Origin of the sequence: Yoonia sp. R2-816, assembly GCF_046762905.1 — a bacterium.
In the GTDB taxonomy this organism is placed as follows: domain Bacteria; phylum Pseudomonadota; class Alphaproteobacteria; order Rhodobacterales; family Rhodobacteraceae; genus Yoonia.
The window spans coordinates 100,371-118,084 of the sequence record NZ_JBKQXN010000324.1; the positions used below are offsets into that span (position 1 = coordinate 100,371).

23 protein-coding genes and 1 pseudogene are annotated in these 17,714 nt (G+C 60.7%); 12 read left to right on the plus strand and 12 right to left on the minus strand.

Annotated features, from left to right (window positions below; genetic code table 11):
- The first annotated feature begins 176 nt into the window (after nt 1-176).
- Nucleotides 177-452, plus strand: a complete 276-nt coding sequence (locus tag ACFWW2_RS22625) for a hypothetical protein (RefSeq protein WP_393932132.1) — start codon at nt 177-179, stop codon at nt 450-452.
- Nucleotides 453-534: 82 nt separating this feature from the next.
- On the opposite strand, the gene ACFWW2_RS22630 is transcribed toward ACFWW2_RS22625, so the two are convergent.
- The 3 genes from ACFWW2_RS22630 to ubiA are packed head-to-tail and all read right to left on the minus strand — an operon-like array spanning nt 535 to nt 3,796.
- Nucleotides 535-861, minus strand: a complete 327-nt coding sequence (locus ACFWW2_RS22630; RefSeq protein WP_393932135.1) for a hypothetical protein — start codon at nt 859-861, stop codon at nt 535-537.
- A 14-nt stretch (nt 862-875) separates the two neighbouring features.
- A complete protein-coding gene (locus ACFWW2_RS22635) occupies nt 876-2,774 on the minus strand; it encodes an OmpA family protein (RefSeq protein WP_393932137.1) in 1,899 nt (632 codons plus the stop codon).
- 56 nt (nt 2,775-2,830) lie between these two features.
- The gene (gene ubiA, locus ACFWW2_RS22640; protein WP_393932140.1) at nt 2,831-3,796 is read right to left on the minus strand and encodes a 4-hydroxybenzoate octaprenyltransferase; all 966 of its coding nucleotides are present in this window, start codon (nt 3,794-3,796) and stop codon (nt 2,831-2,833) included.
- Between the two features lie 12 nt (nt 3,797-3,808).
- On the opposite strand from ubiA, the gene ACFWW2_RS22645 reads away from it, so the two are divergent.
- From ACFWW2_RS22645 to ACFWW2_RS22670, 6 genes are read left to right on the plus strand one after another with little or no spacing between them, the layout of a single operon-like run.
- Nucleotides 3,809-4,531, plus strand: coding sequence for a 16S rRNA (uracil(1498)-N(3))-methyltransferase (locus ACFWW2_RS22645; RefSeq protein WP_393932142.1), 723 nt, complete (start codon nt 3,809-3,811; stop codon nt 4,529-4,531).
- The gene (locus tag ACFWW2_RS22650; RefSeq protein WP_393932144.1) at nt 4,528-5,244 is read left to right on the plus strand and encodes a hypothetical protein; all 717 of its coding nucleotides are present in this window, start codon (nt 4,528-4,530) and stop codon (nt 5,242-5,244) included. The genes ACFWW2_RS22645 and ACFWW2_RS22650 overlap by 4 nt, the downstream gene beginning before the upstream one ends.
- The gene (locus tag ACFWW2_RS22655; RefSeq protein WP_393932146.1) at nt 5,241-6,080 is read left to right on the plus strand and encodes a GNAT family N-acetyltransferase; all 840 of its coding nucleotides are present in this window, start codon (nt 5,241-5,243) and stop codon (nt 6,078-6,080) included. Before ACFWW2_RS22650 ends, ACFWW2_RS22655 begins: the two co-directional genes overlap by 4 nt.
- Nucleotides 6,077-6,916: a GNAT family N-acetyltransferase gene (locus ACFWW2_RS22660; RefSeq protein WP_393932148.1), complete on the plus strand. Its 840-nt coding sequence runs from the start codon at nt 6,077-6,079 to the stop codon at nt 6,914-6,916. The genes ACFWW2_RS22655 and ACFWW2_RS22660 overlap by 4 nt, the downstream gene beginning before the upstream one ends.
- A complete protein-coding gene (locus ACFWW2_RS22665) occupies nt 6,909-7,427 on the plus strand; it encodes a hypothetical protein (protein WP_393932150.1) in 519 nt (172 codons plus the stop codon). Before ACFWW2_RS22660 ends, ACFWW2_RS22665 begins: the two co-directional genes overlap by 8 nt.
- A 59-nt stretch (nt 7,428-7,486) precedes the next feature.
- Nucleotides 7,487-8,857: a glutamate--cysteine ligase gene (locus ACFWW2_RS22670; protein WP_393932152.1), complete on the plus strand. Its 1,371-nt coding sequence runs from the start codon at nt 7,487-7,489 to the stop codon at nt 8,855-8,857.
- 11 nt (nt 8,858-8,868) lie between these two features.
- On the opposite strand, the gene ACFWW2_RS22675 is transcribed toward ACFWW2_RS22670, so the two are convergent.
- Together ACFWW2_RS22675 and ACFWW2_RS22680 are read right to left on the minus strand one after the other, a co-directional pair.
- The gene (locus tag ACFWW2_RS22675) at nt 8,869-9,210 is read right to left on the minus strand and encodes a hypothetical protein (RefSeq protein WP_393932153.1); all 342 of its coding nucleotides are present in this window, start codon (nt 9,208-9,210) and stop codon (nt 8,869-8,871) included.
- A 14-nt stretch (nt 9,211-9,224) separates the two neighbouring features.
- Complete coding sequence (locus ACFWW2_RS22680) at nt 9,225-9,665, minus strand: hypothetical protein (protein ID WP_393932155.1); 441 nt, start codon at nt 9,663-9,665, stop codon at nt 9,225-9,227.
- A 198-nt stretch (nt 9,666-9,863) separates the two neighbouring features.
- Between ACFWW2_RS22680 and ACFWW2_RS22685 the strand changes: the two genes are divergently transcribed.
- A complete protein-coding gene (locus ACFWW2_RS22685; RefSeq protein WP_393932157.1) occupies nt 9,864-10,139 on the plus strand; it encodes a hypothetical protein in 276 nt (91 codons plus the stop codon).
- 28 nt (nt 10,140-10,167) lie between these two features.
- Here the strand turns inward: ACFWW2_RS22685 and plsY are convergent, their stop codons facing one another.
- The 7 genes from plsY to ACFWW2_RS22720 form a co-directional block, all read right to left on the minus strand.
- Nucleotides 10,168-10,791 carry a glycerol-3-phosphate 1-O-acyltransferase PlsY gene (gene plsY, locus ACFWW2_RS22690; RefSeq protein ID WP_393932159.1) on the minus strand — a complete coding sequence of 208 codons (624 nt, stop codon included), beginning with the start codon at nt 10,789-10,791 and terminating at the stop codon, nt 10,168-10,170.
- Nucleotides 10,792-12,075, minus strand: coding sequence for a dihydroorotase (pyrC, locus tag ACFWW2_RS22695; RefSeq protein ID WP_393932161.1), 1,284 nt, complete (start codon nt 12,073-12,075; stop codon nt 10,792-10,794). It abuts the gene before it with no gap.
- A 92-nt stretch (nt 12,076-12,167) separates the two neighbouring features.
- Nucleotides 12,168-12,704: an aspartate carbamoyltransferase catalytic subunit gene (locus ACFWW2_RS22700; RefSeq protein ID WP_393932163.1), complete on the minus strand. Its 537-nt coding sequence runs from the start codon at nt 12,702-12,704 to the stop codon at nt 12,168-12,170.
- Nucleotides 12,701-13,225: a hypothetical protein gene (locus ACFWW2_RS22705; RefSeq protein ID WP_393932165.1), complete on the minus strand. Its 525-nt coding sequence runs from the start codon at nt 13,223-13,225 to the stop codon at nt 12,701-12,703. Before ACFWW2_RS22705 ends, ACFWW2_RS22700 begins: the two co-directional genes overlap by 4 nt.
- Entirely contained in the window at nt 13,222-13,794 is a 573-nt protein-coding gene (locus tag ACFWW2_RS22710) for a hypothetical protein (RefSeq protein ID WP_393932167.1), read from the minus strand. The genes ACFWW2_RS22705 and ACFWW2_RS22710 overlap by 4 nt, the downstream gene beginning before the upstream one ends.
- Nucleotides 13,791-14,396 (minus strand): hypothetical protein, encoded by a 606-nt coding sequence (locus ACFWW2_RS22715; RefSeq protein ID WP_393932169.1) that lies wholly within the window; start codon nt 14,394-14,396, stop codon nt 13,791-13,793. Before ACFWW2_RS22715 ends, ACFWW2_RS22710 begins: the two co-directional genes overlap by 4 nt.
- On the minus strand, nt 14,393-15,343 hold the full coding sequence (locus ACFWW2_RS22720; RefSeq protein ID WP_393932171.1) for an aspartate carbamoyltransferase catalytic subunit: 951 nt from the start codon (nt 15,341-15,343) through the stop codon (nt 14,393-14,395). Before ACFWW2_RS22720 ends, ACFWW2_RS22715 begins: the two co-directional genes overlap by 4 nt.
- A 103-nt stretch (nt 15,344-15,446) precedes the next feature.
- Here ACFWW2_RS22720 and ACFWW2_RS22725 point away from each other — a divergent pair, with 103 nt between their 5' ends.
- The 4 genes and pseudogenes from ACFWW2_RS22725 to moaB all read left to right on the plus strand — a co-directional run bounded on the left by ACFWW2_RS22725 (nt 15,447) and on the right by moaB (nt 17,661).
- Nucleotides 15,447-16,229: a uracil-DNA glycosylase gene (locus ACFWW2_RS22725; RefSeq protein WP_393932173.1), complete on the plus strand. Its 783-nt coding sequence runs from the start codon at nt 15,447-15,449 to the stop codon at nt 16,227-16,229.
- Nucleotides 16,226-16,819, plus strand: coding sequence for a metallophosphoesterase (locus ACFWW2_RS22730; RefSeq protein WP_393932175.1), 594 nt, complete (start codon nt 16,226-16,228; stop codon nt 16,817-16,819). The genes ACFWW2_RS22725 and ACFWW2_RS22730 overlap by 4 nt, the downstream gene beginning before the upstream one ends.
- Before the next feature lie 21 nt (nt 16,820-16,840).
- Nucleotides 16,841-16,954: pseudogene (locus ACFWW2_RS22735) on the plus strand (LysE family translocator); the annotation flags it as partial.
- A gap of 164 nt (nt 16,955-17,118) precedes the next feature.
- Complete coding sequence (gene moaB / locus ACFWW2_RS22740; RefSeq protein WP_393932177.1) at nt 17,119-17,661, plus strand: molybdenum cofactor biosynthesis protein B; 543 nt, start codon at nt 17,119-17,121, stop codon at nt 17,659-17,661.
- Nucleotides 17,662-17,714: the final 53 nt, after the last annotated feature.

Sequence of the window (17,714 nt, forward strand, 5' to 3'; positions counted from 1 at the left end):
AATCGTTTCCGCAGGCGAACAACTAAGCCATCGCAATGGCGTTTGTTGCCGTGCAGGAATCGGTGGTTTTCGGCAGGACAAAAAAGCCCAATTAAAGATGTATTTGCTGGCTGATTTGCCGCAAAAATGCCGTGAAACTGACGGACAGGGTGGCCCAAAGAAAAGGATACCCTGCCATGAAGAACCCCCTTACTGCCTTTGGCCGCATCGCCCGCACGTCACTGATGATTGGTCTGGCGCTGGCCCCTGCTGCATTGTCAGCGGGCGAAATCACCCTGACATCGCTGGATCAGACTGTCCGTTTCCACGGCGAATTCGTCGGGTTCGAGGATAACACCTATATCATCACGATCAGCGGTACCGAAATGCGGTTGCCTGCCGACAGGCTGACATGCGAAGGGGCGGATTGCATTGCCGCCGGGCCGATTGTGATCGAAGACCTCAACAGCTAAGAGCGGTCAGAGCCGCTATGTCCGCCCCAGCAGACGACCGATGATGGATTTGATCGTTCACTGCGCTTGAAGGGCGTCGGGCCTAACCTGCGTTCTGCCGTTCGATATAGGCGCGCAGTTCTTCGGTTTCGTGCCGTGCTTCACGCAGCCCGTCCATGGCGGCGCGCAACTCTGCCTCCGTCTGGGACAGCTGGTTGGTCATCTCGGCCTCGCGTTGCTGCAGATAGGTGATCGCCTGATCACGGGTTTCCTCGGCCTCGTGCAGGGCCTGGGCCATTTTGTCCAGCTCACCGATTTCGGCCTTGGTCACGCGGGTAAAACGGTTGACCAGCCAACTGGCAAACCAGCCCAGGGCAAAAGCCACGAAAAGGATTATGGCGGTCGCGAGGATGAATTCGGTTCTGTTCAACGTCTTGCCCTTGTCTATTCGCCGTCGGTTTCGTCGGTGCCATTTTCGGGCACTGGCGTCTCGCTTGCAATCTCGTCCAGTATGCTGGTTTCCTCGGCGGTCGATTCCGGGATGATCAGGCTGAATTCGATCCGTCGGTTCGCCTCGCGGCCTTCTTCGGTGTCGTTATCGGCAATGGGGTCAGCCTCACCAAATCCGATGGCGTCGAAGGTGCTGACCGGAACCCGACGGGCGCGCAGCGCTGTCAGGACCGATTCAGCCCGCTGTTGCGACAGGTTGAGGTTCATTTCCTCGCGCCCCTGACTGTCGGTATAGCCTGCCACCCGAATGCGCAGATCGCCGCAGCGTTTGAGGATTTCGGCGATGTCATCCACAACCGCAAGGGCCGAGGCCGAGATATCGGCCGAACTGGGATCAAAGGTGATCTTGCGGTTTTCGGTCACGATCTTGATCTGGTCGATGCATTCCTCGGGCGTGGGCAGCCCTGCGATGGGATCAAGCTGTTCGACGTAAGTGACATCAATTTCGAAGATCGCACCTTGCCCCAGCTTTTCGATCAGCAGCCGCGATATTGCGGCGCTGGCATCTTCGTTCCCTGTGTTGCCCCTGACCTGTACCGTGTCGGGCTGGACGATGACCGCCCCGTTGGACAGTTCCGACAGTGCCTCAATCCCGGCAAGGACCCGGACCGACCAGCCAGCAGGCAGCCCGTCAACGACCCGAGTGCCCATGGTGATCTGGCGCTGCCCGAATTTGGCGGAGGCAAAGTTTTCGGCCACGGTATTGGTCACGTCGTCGGGGATCCGCCCGCGCAGTTGCACCTGACCTTCGGGGCTGAGCGTGGCGGTGAATTGCGGTGGCCCTTCGGCCGTGACCACGGCGGCCACCGGCAATTCGGCGGTCAGGGCAAAAACCTCTGGCAGGGCGTTTTCAAGCTCGCCCACCACATCGTCGAATGTACCCGGGCCGGTGCCCAGCGGCGCAATTAGCGTTACGTCGGTATCGGCAATCGTGACAGTGCCGCCGCCCAGTTCACCGATGGCGCTGATGGACATCGCCACCGCCTCGCCCCAGGTGCGCGACGGGGCGCCCAAGGCCAGCGTGCAATTGGCCCGTTCGTTAAAACCTGCCTCTGATGCGGCCTTGAGGATGGTCGCCAGCGCCTCCTCGGTATCGGCAGCGCAGGCGTCGAAATGCGGACCGGCATCGTCAATGGTAAAGCGCGTGGTGAAGGGGGAAATCACCGGTCGCGGCGCGCTGATGCTGACGGCCAGACGCACGCCTTCTGGCGTATTGCGGGCCAGCGCCGTTTCCAACTGCCGCTTTTCTTCGGGGCTGTCAGATATCGCATTCACCGCAACCCGGTCCGCATTTACCGATATTTTGGAGCGCGGCAGCATCTCAAGCGCCCGCAAGGAATAATTGAGTGCGGCGCGCCATGTGGGTGGCGTTGGGTAATCGCCGACTTCAAGCAGATCTGTGACGGGCTGCCCATCGGCGATGTCGGTGATCCGGTCGGCCAGCGCATCGCGGTCAGTGTCGGCGGGGATCAGCCCGATCAGCGACACGCCGCTGTCATTGCGCAAGATCTCGATGGCGAATTCCGGGGGGGCGAGGATCTCCGAATCGGCGACGGACAGGTTGTCGATCACCCGGCTGGCATCGACCATTTCGCTGGCGGCGGAAATTGCGCGGAACCGCACCGCCTCTGTCGGGGCCTGCCCTTCGAGGATGACCTGCAATCCATCGCCCAGCACCGTGGCCCATTCATATCCCTTATCCAAAAGGCTATCCTGTACGGCGATCACTGACCGTTCCTCGACCACGGTCACGGTTGTGCGTGCCGCAAAGAATGCGCCGACACCGGCCAGCGCAAAGACGAACAGACGAAGAAGAAGAGCGGAAAGTCGCATGGAAGTCCGTATGATTCAGGTGCTGACTGCATAGGCCCGTCCGGGCCGGTGTTCAATCATACCAGAAAGGCGATAGCGAAAAATGGCAGGGGGATCAGCCCGGCGTTTCTGTTTGACCGAAAAAGCCGGAGTAACCCGTCATTGTCGTCGGCATCGAAACGCTGCAACTGCCATGTCAGATGCCAGCCCATGGCCCATGGTCCACCGATGGCAATCACCAGTGACAGGATCGACCTTTCGTGGCAGGCCATCACAACGGCCGCCCCGAACAGGATGACGGTGATTGTCAGGAACAGCCGCAGCCATTTGCGTGTATCCTCCCCAAAAAGCCGGGCGGTAGACCGCACCCCGATCAGGGCGTCATCTTCGGTATCCTGATGGGCATAGATCGTGTCATAAAACAGCGTCCAGGCGATACCCGCCATATAGAGAACCAGCGGCGCTGGCCCCACGTTATTGGTATGCGCCGCCCAGGCGAGCAGAGCGCCCCAGTTGAAGGCCAGCCCCAGAAAGATCTGGGGCCACCAGGTGAACCGCTTTGCAAAAGGATAGATCGCCACAGGGGCCAGAGCGATGATTCCCAGCCAGATGGCGGTTTGGTAGAACGTGATCAGAATGAAAAAGGCGATTACAGCCTGCGCGATCATCCAGATGAGGGCCGCGCGCACGCTGGCCTGACCGGAAGGGATCGGGCGTGATCGTGTCCTTTCAACCTGCCCGTCAATGTTCCGGTCGGTGATATCGTTCCAGGTGCAGCCCGCCCCACGCATCAGGAACGCCCCGATCCCACACCCCACCACTGTCCACAGGTCATGGTTGCTGGCGCTGTTGGTGGCCAGAATGGCCAGCGACAACCCCCAAAGGCAAGGCAGGTAAAGCAACCATGTCCCGATGGGTCGGTCCGCCCGGCTGAGCCGCAGATAGGGCCGTGCAAAGCGTGGTGCCAACCGGTCCACCCAGTTGCCTTTGACGGCATCAGCAACGGTCCCCGCGGGCTCTGGTGTCTGGGCGTTCTCGGTCATATGGTCCGCCTCATGGCATCCAAGGTTCGGCTTTTTGTAGATCACCCGCTGGGGGAAGGGCAATCGGTTCCACTGTCGCGGGAGCAGGCGCATTACCTGTTTGGGGTGATGCGGTTGCCTGTTGGTGCGGTTTTGTCGCTGATCAACGGTAAAGATGGCGAATGGGATGCCGAGGTTGCCGAGGCGGGCAAGAAGGGCGGGGTGCTGGTTTGCCGCGCACAGACGCAGGCATTGCAGATGCCCCCAGACCTGTGGTTGCTCTTTGCCCCGATCCGCAAGGAGCGCACGGCCTTTATCGTGGAAAAGGCGGTGGAGATGGGGGCAGCGCGGATCATGCCCGTGCAGACTGCGTTCACCCAGAATGCCGACCGTATCCGGCAGGACAAGCTGCAGGCCCATGCGGTTGAAGCCGCCGAGCAATGCGGGGGCACCTTTGTGCCGCCAGTGGACGGGCTGGCAAAGCTGGACCGTGTGCTGTCCGACTGGCCAGAGGGCCGCCAATTGATGTTTTGTGATGAACTTCTGATCGGGGACGCGGTAGCCTTGCCCGCGATACCTGGTCCCTGGGCGATCCTGATCGGCCCGGAGGGCGGGTTTTCGGACGCAGAGCGTGACCGGCTACGCAGCCTGCCCTTTGCGCATCCCATCAGCCTTGGCCCGCGCATCCTGCGCGCCGATACGGCTGCGGTCGCGGCGCTGACGGTCTGGCAACAGGCGCTGGGGGATTGGGGATGAGCACGCCGCCTGTGATCCAGCTTCACCTGTTCTTTGCGACAGAGAATGACAGCGCGCTGATTCTGCGAAGGGCCGGCAGGCAGCTCTACAATCTGATCGCCTGGGATCGGGCGACAGACACGTTCACCGAAGGGCAGTGGCTGAAGAAATCCGTGCAGCCGGATGTTTGTGATCTGTCGCCGGATGGCAGACATTTCATCTATGCGGTGCGGGACGCCTATCCGGAGACGGAGGCGACCGCAAATTACACCGTGATCAGCCGCCCGCCCTGGTTTACCGCCCTGGCCCTTTTTCCGCATGAATACAGTTGGCTTGGCGGTGGATCGTTTCTGGGCAACGGTCTTTACCGTCTGAACGGCGATGCGCCGCTTCGCGACATTCGTGGGCGTGCCGATGGGCTACGGAAGGTGGTCGCTGGCAAAGTGACCAAGGATTGCCGCACCGGGTTGCGGTTGTTGAATGGTAAGCCCGCACCGCTGCCGAATGATGTCCGTGACAGTTTACTCGGGCGCGATGTGCCGGTTCGATCTTCCGCGATGGATCGCTACGAAACCCAAGGTGGGCGGCTTTATCGGCGCGAGGGGATGGAGTTGTCGCTGATCCGGGATTTTACCGAGATGGAACAGCAATTTGTCCGTGCGCCCTACGATGACCGCCCTGATCGGGAACCGGACACCGGCTGGCACCCGATAGATGCGGAGCGTTTCCGATGATCCGTGCCAACGAAGCTGATCGTCCAGAGATCGAGGCGTTTTTGGCGCCCCATGCCCCGTTTGCCATGTTTCCCCTGAATAATCTGGCCCATTACGGGATGGCGGGTGGCAGTGATTATGCGGTGACCTGCTGGATCGCCCGTCGCGATGGCCTCGTCACCGATGTGATGACCCTGTGCGACAACGGGATGGCGATGCCGTTTCTGCCTTCGGCTGATTATGCTGCGGCCGTGGCAGCGATGGAGGGTTGCCCCCTGATGGGGATCATTGGTCCAACGGATCAGGTGCGCGGGGTCGAGGCGCAGGGCTTCGCCGATGCCCCCCGCACGCTGGATCATGATGAGCCGCATTTTCTACTGGAACTGGACCGGATGACCCTGCCGGATGGACCCGGTATGTTGCGCCCGCTGCAGGATACCCCGGCTGATGTGATTAAAGGCTGGATGCTGGACTATCAGTTGACTGCGCTGAACACCCCTGCGGGAGAGGCCGGGCAGATGGTGGAAAGCAGTTATGCCAACTACGTTGCCCGCGACAGTCATCGGGTGTTGATGGAGGAGCAGACGCCGCTGGCCATGACCGGGTTCAATGCACAATTGCCGGATATCGTGCAGATCGGTGGTGTCTATACGCCCCCTGATCTGCGGGGTCATGGCTATGCCCGCCGGGCGCTGGCGCTGCATCTGGTTGAGGCCGCAACGCGTGGCGTGAACCGCGCGACCCTGTTTTCCGCCAGTGACATGGCTGCGCGCGCCTATCGCGCCATCGGGTTTGAACGGATCGGGGACTGGACGCTGTTGCTGTTTGACGGCCCGCAGCGGCTGGTAGTCCCATGATTGCTGCGACCGAGGCGGACCGCCCGATGATCGAGGCGTTTTTGCACAGACATTTCGCTGAGGCGATGTTTCCGCTGTCCAATCTCGCGCGACACGGTATGGCAGGTGGCCATCCGCGTGCGATGCGGTTCTGGCTGCGCTGGGCAGCGGGAGAGGTGACCGATGTGTTGGGCGTGTCGGATGAAGGGCGGGTGTTTCCCATCTGTCCGACGGGGCCATGGGGCAAGGTGGCTGTGGTGCTGGCGGGCCAGCCTGTGCGCAGCATTATCGGGGCGGCTGATCAGGTCGCGGCTTGCCGCGCCGCGTTGGGGCTGACGGCGCGGGGCGATCTGGATGAGATCGAGCCGCATTATGCCCTGTCGCTGACCGATCTGATCATGCCGGATGCGCTGGGGTTCCGGTTGCTCAGCCTGCACGAGGCTTCGCTCGAAACCGCAACCCGCTGGCGCGCGGCCTTTTGTGAAGAGGCGATGGACTATGAACCGAAGGACGCAATGGACCGGGCGATGGCGGACGTGACCCATTATCTGGAACTGGATACGCATCGGATATTGGTCAAGGGACAGGCGCCGGTGGCTATGACCGGTTTCAACGCGGTCCTGCCGCATGTTGTGCAGGTGGGCGGGGTCTATACGCCGCCTGATCAGCGTGGCCGGGGTTACGCGCGGCTGGCCGTCGCGCTGCATCTTGCCGAGGTGCGCGAAAATGGGGTCAGGGACGCGGTGTTATCAGCGGCGAATGCGGCGGCGGCGCGGGCCTATGAGGCGATCGGGTTCCGCCGCTGCGGATCATTCGCCATTCTTGATTACGCGGAGCCACAGGTGATCCATGGCTGATTTCATCCGCCCTGAATTACGCGCCTTTGTCTGGCGCTGGCGCGAGGTGCTGATCGCGGGCGGCCTTTGCCTGCTGGGGCTTTGGTGGCTGTGGCAGGGGATCGGGATTGTCCGTTGGCTGGGCGGTGTCGCGATCATTGTGGGGCTGGCCTGGGGCTGGGCGGCGGTGCAGCGGGTCCGCTTTGCCCAAGATGGCGAGGGGCCAGGCGTGGTCCAGATCCGCGAACGCAGGCTGGCCTATTTCGGCCCGTTAGATGGCGGTGTCATGGATATGGACGACGTCAATATGCTGGAGCTGGACCCCACCACCTATCCCGCGCCCAGCTGGATCCTGACGGGGATGGGCGGGCAACGCATAGCCATCCCTGTCAATGCCGTCGGGGCCGAGGATCTGTTTGATGTCTTTGCGGCCTTGCCCGATATCCAGACCGGCACCGTGTTGGACGTGCTTTCGCACACACCCGATGTGCGGGTGACGGTGTGGTCGCGGACCCGTCCGCTCTTGCATTGACGCCCCGGTTGGTTCAGGTCAGCCTGAAGACCTGATTTTCGCGAGACGGAGCACCCTTCATGTCAATCCCTCAGTCCGGTGGCGGCCCGATCGAGCATTACGATCAGTTGGTGGAGTTTCTGTCCAAAGGCTGCAAGCCCAAGGACCAATGGCGCATCGGCACCGAGCACGAGAAATTCGGCTATTGTCAGGATTCGCTGCGCCCGCTGCCTTATGACGGCCAGCGGTCGATCAAGGCCGTGCTGGAAGGGTTGCGTGACCGGTTCGACTGGTCCCCGGTGCACGAGGGCGAGCATATCATCGGACTGACCAAGGAGGGCGCCAATGTCAGCCTTGAACCGGGCGGGCAGCTGGAACTGTCAGGCGCCCCACTGGAAAATATCCACCAGACCTGTGACGAGGTGAACCACCACCTGGCCGAAGTAAAGGCCGTCGCTGACGCGATCGGGGTCAAGTTCATCGGGCTGGGTGCGGCCCCGGAATGGACCCACGAAGAAATGCCCCTGATGCCCAAGGGCCGGTACAAGCTGATGGATGCCTATATGCAAAAAGTCGGCACCCACGGCACCCAGATGATGCGCCGGACCTGCACCGTGCAGGTCAACCTTGATTTCGGATCAGAGGCCGACATGGTGCAGAAACTGCGCGTCGCACTGGCCTTGCAGCCGGTGGCGACCGCCCTGTTCGCCAATTCCCCATTCTTCGAAGGCAAGCCCAACGGCCATAAATCCTGGCGCTCGCGCATCTGGCGGTCACTGGATGATGCCCGCACCGGTACGCTGCCCTGGGTGTTCGAGGACGGGATGGGCTTTGAACGCTGGGTGGATTGGGTCTTAGATGTGCCGATGTACTTCGTCTACCGCGACGGCAAATATATCGACGCGCTGGGCATGTCGTTCCGCGATTTTCTGAAAGGTGAATTGCCTGCGCTGCCGGGGGAAAAGCCCTTGCTGTCCGACTGGGCCGATCATCTGACTACCGTGTTCCCAGAAGCACGCATCAAGCAGTTTATCGAAATGCGGGGTGCCGATGGTGGTCCATGGCGCAGGCTTTGCGCCTTGCCGGCGTTGTGGGTGGGTCTGATGTATGACCAGGCGGCGCTCGATGCCGCGTGGGACCTCTGTAAAGGCTGGTCCGCCGAACAGCGCGAGGCGCTGCGAGTGGCCGCGTCAATTGACGGGCTTCAGGCCAAGGTGGATGGCATCGACATGCACGATCTGGCCCGTGAGGTTGTCGCGATTTCAGAGGCTGGTTTGAAGGCCCGTGCCCGCCCGGGGGCCGGTGGCCTTGTCGGGGATGAAACCCATTTCCTGAATGCGCTGAAGGAAACTGTTGAAACGGGCCAGACACCTGCGGATGAGTTGCTGGCCCATTACAATGGCGATTGGGATGGCGACCTGAAACGGATTTACGCCGAATACAGTTATTGATGTCTGTGACCTTAGGCTTTCACTGCTGCGGCGGCTTGCGCGATTACATCACGCAGTGATGCCACGGCCTGTGTAAACCCCAGCCCGAGGCAGAGGAGCGACAAACCAAGCGCGCCCATCAGCCCTGCCAAGGTCAAACCGGGCACAAGAACCATTGCAAAGGCCGCTATCAGGATGATCCCGCCTGATCCGATGGCCGCAAAGCCGGACACGATTGTGAGCGCCCCGGCCCGTGCGGCCCGACCGGTGATCGGGCAATCGGTCAGCGCGGCCCCAATGCGAAAGATCATGACAGCGAGGGCAACCAGCGCGCAGGCGGCCAGCCCGAAATAAAGGATGAAATAGGTGAACATGGGATGTCCTTTCGTCAGGTTTGAAGAATACGGAAGTTGCGGTGGAACCGGGCGTAAAGCCATCCAAAGGTCCCGGCCCAAAGCGCGCCAAAGATCATGCCGAACCCGAATATGAACATCATTCCCGGCGCCATCTCGCGCGGGCCAAGATCCAACATGGTCATCAGGGCGAAGACCCCGAAGGGCACTAGGTTGGCACAAAAGCCGAGCGTCGCGTAGGTGCCAAAGCAAGGCGGGACGCGGCCGACGGCCCAGAGAAGCAGCGGGGTGCCGATGAGGAGATATGGGATGGCACCTATCAAAAGGGCGACGAGGCCGATGACCGTCCAGAAGCTCAGAAGTGTAGCGACAACCGGGGCCAGGATCAGCGCGCCGACAAAGGCGATGGGGTCAACGGCATAGCGTGGCGGGCCAGCAAGAGCAGCAGTGATTGTTTGGTCGATTGCTTTGGTCATCAGTCGTTCGATTGCATCACTCTATGTGTATATCGTTTCTTTCTGTATAAACAGAAATAACAGTATGTACGACATAGTCAAGTTGAGATAGGCGCCAATCAGTCAATACCGGCTCTCAAGTCTGGTTTTCCGGCGGTGCGTTCACGGGACTTGCCTGCTAACACTTGGCCCACGCAATCAACTTAAAGGAACGAGATTATGCGTGATTTCTTTATTCGGGCGCTTGAGGCGCTCATTGGTTTATTTGTGATTCTTCTTTTGCTGGGTGTTGTTGTGGGGGGAATCGGGGTGATGGTCACCGGTATGCCGCAAGCGGATGGCAGCACGATCAGCGGTGTTGTACCGGGTATCGGCATTCTGGTTGTTGGCGTGCTATATGTCGTGATGATCGCCGGGTTCATGTATCTGGGCTTGGGTATTTACCACAACACGAAACGCACCGCCGATGCCGTTGAACAGATGGCGGCAAAGTAGCAGGTATGGCTGCCGGGGGTGCCGTGCCTTAAGGCGCTTCCGGGGTCTTTTTCGCACCGATCTTGGTTTCCGTCCCGGCCTTCATCCGCTGGATATTACTCCAGTGCCGGGCATAGATCAGAAGGCCAAGCGCCATGCTGAGAAATGCCATGTACCCATAGCCGGTCAACATCATGACAACAGGCAACCAGCCTGCCATCACCAATGCCGCCGCTGAGGAGTAGCGGAACACGGCCGCGACGATCAGCCAGATCGCGCAGCCGGCCAGCAACATCGGCCAGGCCAGCACCCCGATAATCCCCAGATAGGTGGCAACCCCTTTGCCGCCCTTGAATTTGAGCCAGACCGGAAAACAGTGCCCGATAAAGGCCATCAGCCCCGCCAGCTGTGCGGCATCCAGCGCGGCAAGCGTGCCGGCCAGAAAGACGGCAATGGCCCCTTTGGCCGCATCGAAAAGGAGTGTCAGGGCGGCGGCTGTCTTGTTCCCCGTGCGCAGCACGTTGGTGGCCCCGATATTGCCTGACCCGATCTCGCGCAGGTTACCAAGCTTCATCACCCGTGCCAGGATCATGCCACTGGGGATCGACCCCAAAAGATAGCCGATCACCCCCCACAGGATCAGGACACTGGTCGCAGTTTCGATCGGTGGCATCTAAGCGCCCTCCCATATTCGTTGGCCGTCCACCCAGGTGCCCAGTACCTTGCCCTGCAGCTTGGCCCCGTCGAACGGTGTATTCTTGGATTTCGACAAGAGTTGCGTCCGATCCAGCTGGAACGGTGCATCGGGATCGAACAGCACCAGATCGGCGGGTGCTCCGGGCAGCAGACGCCCGCTGTTACGTCGCAAGATCCGCGACGGGTTCAGCGACAGCGCCCGGAACAGGCGCGGCAGGTCGATCATGTCCGCGTGGTAAAGGCGCAAGGCGGCAGGCAGCAGTGTTTCAAGGGCGACGGCCCCGCTGGCCGCTTCCTCAAACGGCAGGCGCTTACTTTCTTCGTCCTGTGGGGTGTGCATGGAGCTGATGATGTCGATCAACCCGTCGGCCACGGCCTGCACCACTGCCAGCCGGTCGTCTTCGCTGCGCAAGGGTGGTTTCAGTTTAAAGAACGTTCGGTAATCGGCCACGTCCAACTCGTTCAGGGTCAGATGGTGGATACCGACCCCGGCGGTAATGTTCAGCCCGTTCCGCTTGGCCCGTTCCAGCGCGGGCAGGGCGCGGGCGGTGGTGATCTGGTCGGCGTGATAGCGGGCGCCGGTCATTTCCAGCAGGCTGATATCGCGGTCCAGCGCCATACGTTCGGCCATAGGCGACACGCCGGGCAACCCCCGCAAGGACGCGAATTTACCAGATGTCACGGCGGCCCCATCGGACAAAATCGGTTCCTGGACATGGGCGATGACAAGTGCATCAAGGCTGCTTGCATAGGTCAGGGCACGGCTGAACACCTTGGTATTGCTGACCACCCGGTCGCAATCGGTAAAGGCGACGGCGCCTGCATCCTGCAGGAACCCGATTTCCGTCATCTCGCGCCCTTCGCGCCCTTTGGTCAGGGCGGCCATGGGCAGAACATGGACCGGCGCGTCGGCCTGAGCGCGGCGTTCGACGAATTCCAGCGTCTCGGGCGTGTCGATGGCAGGCAGGGTATCGGGGCGGGTAACAATTGTGGTGATCCCGCCAGCCGCCGCGGCCTGCCCGGCAGAGCGGAAGGATTCCTTGTGCCGTTCGCCCGGTTCACTAACCTTCACCCCGATATCGACAATGCCGGGGGCAAGGCACATGCCGCCGCAATCAATCACGTTGGCGTCTTTGGGGGACGGCATGTCAGCTTCATGGATCGCCACGATCTGACCATCGCTGATCAGTATCCCGCCCAGTCCGTCAGTCAGCGCCACCGGATCGATCAGGCGCGCATTGGCGAAAATGGTGGCGGTCATCGGGTTGTCCTGCGCGGTTTTTGTGTTTCACGCTTGTAGGCGGCAAATGACCGGCAGGACAAGGCAGAGCGGTGTGTCATGCCGTATATCATTTACTTTTCGATACCCTGCATCAGCTGGAACACATGCTGTGCTTCGACGATCCGTTCAAACCCGATAGGTTCGACCCTGGCACCATCATCGTTGTCGATTGTTTTCGCGGCGAAAATGACGCTGGGCCGATCGGGGTCAGACCGGTCGATGCGTATGCCCCTGTTGATCGGATAGGATGTCAGACTGCGGCCGAAGACCGGCAGGTCCGTTGCGACGAAGGCCCGCCTGTTAGTCAAGGTGTACCAAGTCCGGCGTCTGAGGAACGTTGGTTGAAACAGCGCATGAACCGTGATCCACAACCCGACCGCGATGAATAACAGCCCAAGGCCCCAAAATTCAATCCCTGCCCCTGCCAATACGGCCAGACCAAGCCAGATCGTGGCGAACGCGGCAAAACCGACCCCGAACAGCCCCGGCCGCAACATCCGCCGTTCCCAGACAAAGCGCCCGTCAGGACGCCCTTGCCACATGATTTTTTCATCCGGGTCGAGGATGCCGGCCCAATCGTCCCCATCCATGTTCGACGGATCGGTCACCCCGCCACCCAGATCATCAGCCCGACCAGCAGGAACATCGCGATCAGGGCATACATGGCGATCATGCCGCCGATCCGGGCGTCGGATTTGGCGGGTTTGGCCGGTGGGTCCGCAATGATGCCTTCGGCGGATTTGGCGGTCAGTGGTTGAACCGGGGTCAGCCGGGCGTCAGGCACATAGGTGGTGATATGCCGGACCCCGTTTGCGGGCCGCAAGGTAACCGCTTGACCGCCGGCGGCGCTGGACAGGATCAGGATGGCAAACCCCTCAATCCCGTTCACGGCCGCAAGGTCATGATCGGCGGTCGGGATGTCATAACCCTGGGCGATATAGTCGCTGAGTTGCATCGGGCCGAGATCATCGACCTTGACGATATCGATAAAGGTCGGGTCCAGCGCATCAGTGCCCAGAAGTTGGCGCAACCCGTCTGGCGTCTTGTCCAGAACGGGTTTGGACAAGGGACCGTCGATTGCAAACACGCGGATCTGGCCAAAGTCATTTTCGGGGATCTGGATCGTCATGATGCCTCTGCCTGGATTTTGCGGATCATTGCATAAACCTCGCGCCCATCGGTGATCCCGTCAAAGCCGATGGATTTCGTTCTCTTGTCGCCATCGCTGTCACGTTCATGCACCGTCTTGAATTTCACGTCATCATGGCGCCCCTGGATCAGGGTAATGATGTCATCGGGCCTGATCAGATAGGATTGCAGGCTGTGCCGAAAGAACGAATTGGCCACATAGGCGCGTTTGTTGCTGAGCGCGTAGCGGGTAAACCGATGGCCGTATATCGCGGCAAGCCAGCTGCCGATGGTTAGGCCCGCCCCCACGCATAGAAACGGAACGGAAAAGGCGACCATGACCAGACCCATGATGATCCCCACGCCGCCGCTTGTCAGCGATGCGACCGCACCGGTCGCAACAGCCACGCCGCCCGCAAAGAACGGAATGCCAAAAATGGACATAAACAATGTGCCAAGCGGGTTCTTGATCCCCGGAGCGGGCTGGCCATGCCACAACAACACCTCGCCCGGTTCGAAATAATCATCCCACCGGTCGTGTTTGGGGGGCTGAAAGAGCCGGTTGATCATGCGGCGGTTTCCTGTTTCTTAGCATGTCGGTCTTTGATCGCATCTTTGACCTGTTTGGCCACATCGTCCGAACCTATAATGAAGCGAAAACCCGCGGTGTTCAGCAACTGATTGAAGAATAGAAAATACCGCCCGAGCTTGGTGAAGCGGTGGTCGGTTTCGATGGGCATGATCGTTCGTTTTGTTTTGTTCTTGAAGCTCAGCAGGACACTGTCTGACTTGGCCACATGGTCAACGCGCAGACCGGGCTGAAGCTCATAGACAAAAACGCTGTTGATGGGCGAGCTGTCGATGATCATCGCCCGCTTGTTGGTCAGTTTGTATTGGGTCGCGGCCCGATGCTGGATGTCCAGATAGGGTACGCCAAAAAGAAACATGACGATAAGTGCCAGAAGATGGACCACCATGACCCCGATGATGACGCGGGCCCAGATTGGTTCCGGCAGTGTCACATCCATAAACACCGGCGGGGCGATCATCAGCAACATGAACCCGCCCACGAATGTAAAGACAAAGTGCAAACCGGAATAGCGAAAGCTCTGCGCCGGTCTGCCTTCCCATAAGGTGACCTCGCCCTGCCGGTAAGGAATGTTTCGGCTCACGCCATGACCTCTTGCCGCACTACTCGCAGGTTTTGTGCCAGCAGTTCCATCGCTGCCATCCGCACGGCGACGCCCATTTCGACCTGTTCCTGAATGACCGACCGGTTGATGTCGTCGGCGATGTTGCCGTCGATTTCAACGCCCCGGTTCATCGGGCCGGGATGCATGACGATGGCGTCGGGTTTGGCATGGCGCAGCTTGGCCGCGTCCAGCCCGAAGCGGTGGAAATATTCGCGTTCGGAGGGGATGAAGCCGCCGTCCATCCGTTCCTTCTGCAACCGTAGCATCATGACGACATCGACGTCCTTCAGACCCTCGGTCATGTCCTCGAACACCTCTACCCCGAAATCGGCGATGCCCGATGGCATCAGGGTCGGCGGCCCGATCAGCCGGATCCGGTTTTCCATCTTGCCAAGCAGCATGATGTTGGACCGGGCCACGCGGGAATGGGCGATGTCGCCGCAGATCGCGATGGAAAGCCGATGCAGTCGCCCCTTGGCCCGCCGGATCGTCAGCGCATCCAAGAGCGCCTGCGTGGGGTGTTCGTGCCGCCCGTCACCGGCGTTCAGCACAGCGCAGTTCACCTTTTGCGCCAGCAGATCGACGGCCCCCGAATGGGGATGCCGCACGACCAGCAAATCCGGCCGCATCGCGTTCAGCGTCAGGGCGGTGTCGATCAGCGTCTCGCCCTTTTTGATGGATGAGGCCTGCATCCCCATATTCATCACATCCGCGCCCAGCCGCTTGCCCGCCAGTTCGAAACTGGCCTGTGTCCGGGTCGAGTTTTCAAAGAACATGTTGATCTGGGTCAGCCCCGCCAGCACATCGCGATGGGCGATCCCTTTGCGATTATGATCGGCATAGCTGTCGGCGAGGTCGAGAAGGGTCGTGATTTCAGTGGGATGCAGCGGCTCAATGCCCAGAAGATGCTTGGCGCGGAATGTCATTTGCTGCTCTCCAACGGTTTTGCCGACTTATAGGCAGGCGGGGGGTCTCTATCAATGCCGGACCCACTGCACATCCCCGCCGATCCGGCGTAACCTCTGACGCATGGATTCGGGACAATCATATTGGGCGGACCGCGCGGCGCTGGAATGGCAGGTGGAACTGGGTGTCACTGATGCCATTCAGGATGCGCCGGTTGACCGCTATGCGCTTGAGGCGGTCAAGCCGAAGCCGAAGGAAGCCGCGCAACCTGTCGCGCCACCGCCTGTGCCGGTGGCCGAGGACGTAGACGCCGTCGCCATCGCCCGTGCAGCTGCGGCGGGTGCCGCTGATTTGCCCGCGCTTGCCACCGCGATGGAGGCGTTCGAGCATTGCGAACTGAAAAAGGGCGCGCGCAGTTTCGTGTTCTGTGATGGCCAGCCCACGGCCCGCGTGATGATCGTGGGCGAAGCCCCGGGGCGGGAAGAGGACCGGGCCGGCAAACCCTTTGTGGGGCGGGCCGGGCAGCTCTTGGACCGGATGCTGGATGCGGTCAACCTCGGGCGTGGGCATGATGATGCCGCGCGTGCGGTATATATCACCAACGTGTTGCCGTGGCGCCCGCCGTCCAACCGGACGCCTGACAAGGCCGAGATTGCGATGATGCTGCCGTTTCTGGAGCGCCATATCGCGCTGGCCGATCCTGATGTGCTGGTCCTGATGGGCAACACGCCCTGTCAGGCGCTTCTGGGACGCACCGGAATCACGCGGATGCGGGGGGCATGGGTTGACGTTCTGGGCAAACCGACCCTGCCGATGTTCCATCCCGCCTATCTGCTGCGCAACCCGATTGCCAAGCGCGAGGCGTGGGCCGACCTGCTGGAGCTAAACGCGAGGCTGCGGGGATGAAGATACTGGCGTTTTCCGACCTGCATCTGGCCCGCAACCGCGCGGCCGCGATTGTGGAGGCCAGCACAAGGGCCGATATCGTCATCGGGGCGGGCGATTTCTGTAATCATCGCGAGGGTCTGGACCAGGCGATGACCCTGCTGGATGGGATCAAATGCCCGTTTGTGGCCGTCCCCGGTAACGCCGAAAGCGCGGATGAACTGCGCGCCGCCGCCGGGCCGGACATTGATGTTCTGCATGGCCAATCGGCGCATGTGGATGGGCTGGATATTTTCGGTATCGGCTATGGTATCCCGGTGACCCCTTTCGGATCATGGTCCTGCGACATGACCGAAACGCAGGCCGAAACCATGCTGAAGCAGTGCAAACATGCCGACATCATCGTCAGCCATTCGCCCCCGAAAGGCGTGGTCGACCAGACCTCGGCGGGGATGTCCGTGGGGTCCACCGCCCTGCGTGATGCCATCGTGCGCCTGTCGCCGAAATACGTCTTTTGCGGCCATATCCATGACAGCTGGGGGCAAGGCGGGACAATCGGGCGGACCAAGGTGCACAACCTCGGCCCCACCGTGAACTGGTTTGAAGGATGATATTGAAGTGGAGAGCCTGTGATGCTTGTTGATCCGCTTGTTCTGCTGGCTTTACTGCCTGCCGCGCTTGCGCTGAACCTGACGCCCGGGGCGGATATGATGTTTTGCCTCGCACAGGGCATGCGGGGCGGGGCGGCCTTGTCGATCGGCGGTTTCGTGGTCAACGGGACGGTGGGCTATTTCGCTGGCGGGATCAGGCGGGCCATGGTGCGCGATATGCGGATCGAACGGGTCTTGCGTTATGTCTGCGAGTCGATCTTCATAGGACTGGCCGGCAAACTGGCATGGGACAGCCGCACATGAGCCGCATTGATGAAAGCATGGAATTCCTGCCGGTCCGCATTGCGGTGCTGACCGTCAGCGATACGCGCCAATTGGCGGATGACAAATCCGGGCAAACGCTTGTGGACCGGATCGAAGCTGCCGGTCACCATTTGGCGGATCGCAAGATCATCGCCGATGAACGGGACCAGATTGCGAGCCAGTTGCGGGCGTGGTGCGCCGATGACAGCGTGGATGTGGTGATTTCGACCGGGGGGACCGGGTTGACCGGGCGCGATGTCACGGTCGAGGCGCACAGGGACGTCTATGAAAAGGAAATCGATGCCTTCGGCACGGTTTTCACCATCGTCAGCATGCAAAAGATCGGGACCAGTGCTGTGCAAAGCCGGGCGACCGCAGGTGTGGCACAAGGCACTTATCTGTTTGCGCTGCCCGGCAGCCCCGGCGCGTGCAAGGATGCGTGGGATGAAATCCTTCTCAAACAGCTCGATTATCGCCACCGACCCTGCAATTTTGTTGAAATCATGCCACGTCTTGACGAACATTTGCGCCGGAAGTGACGACGATCTGCGTATAACTGGACGTAGATATCGCCGGGCCTAGGTTTAAGGGC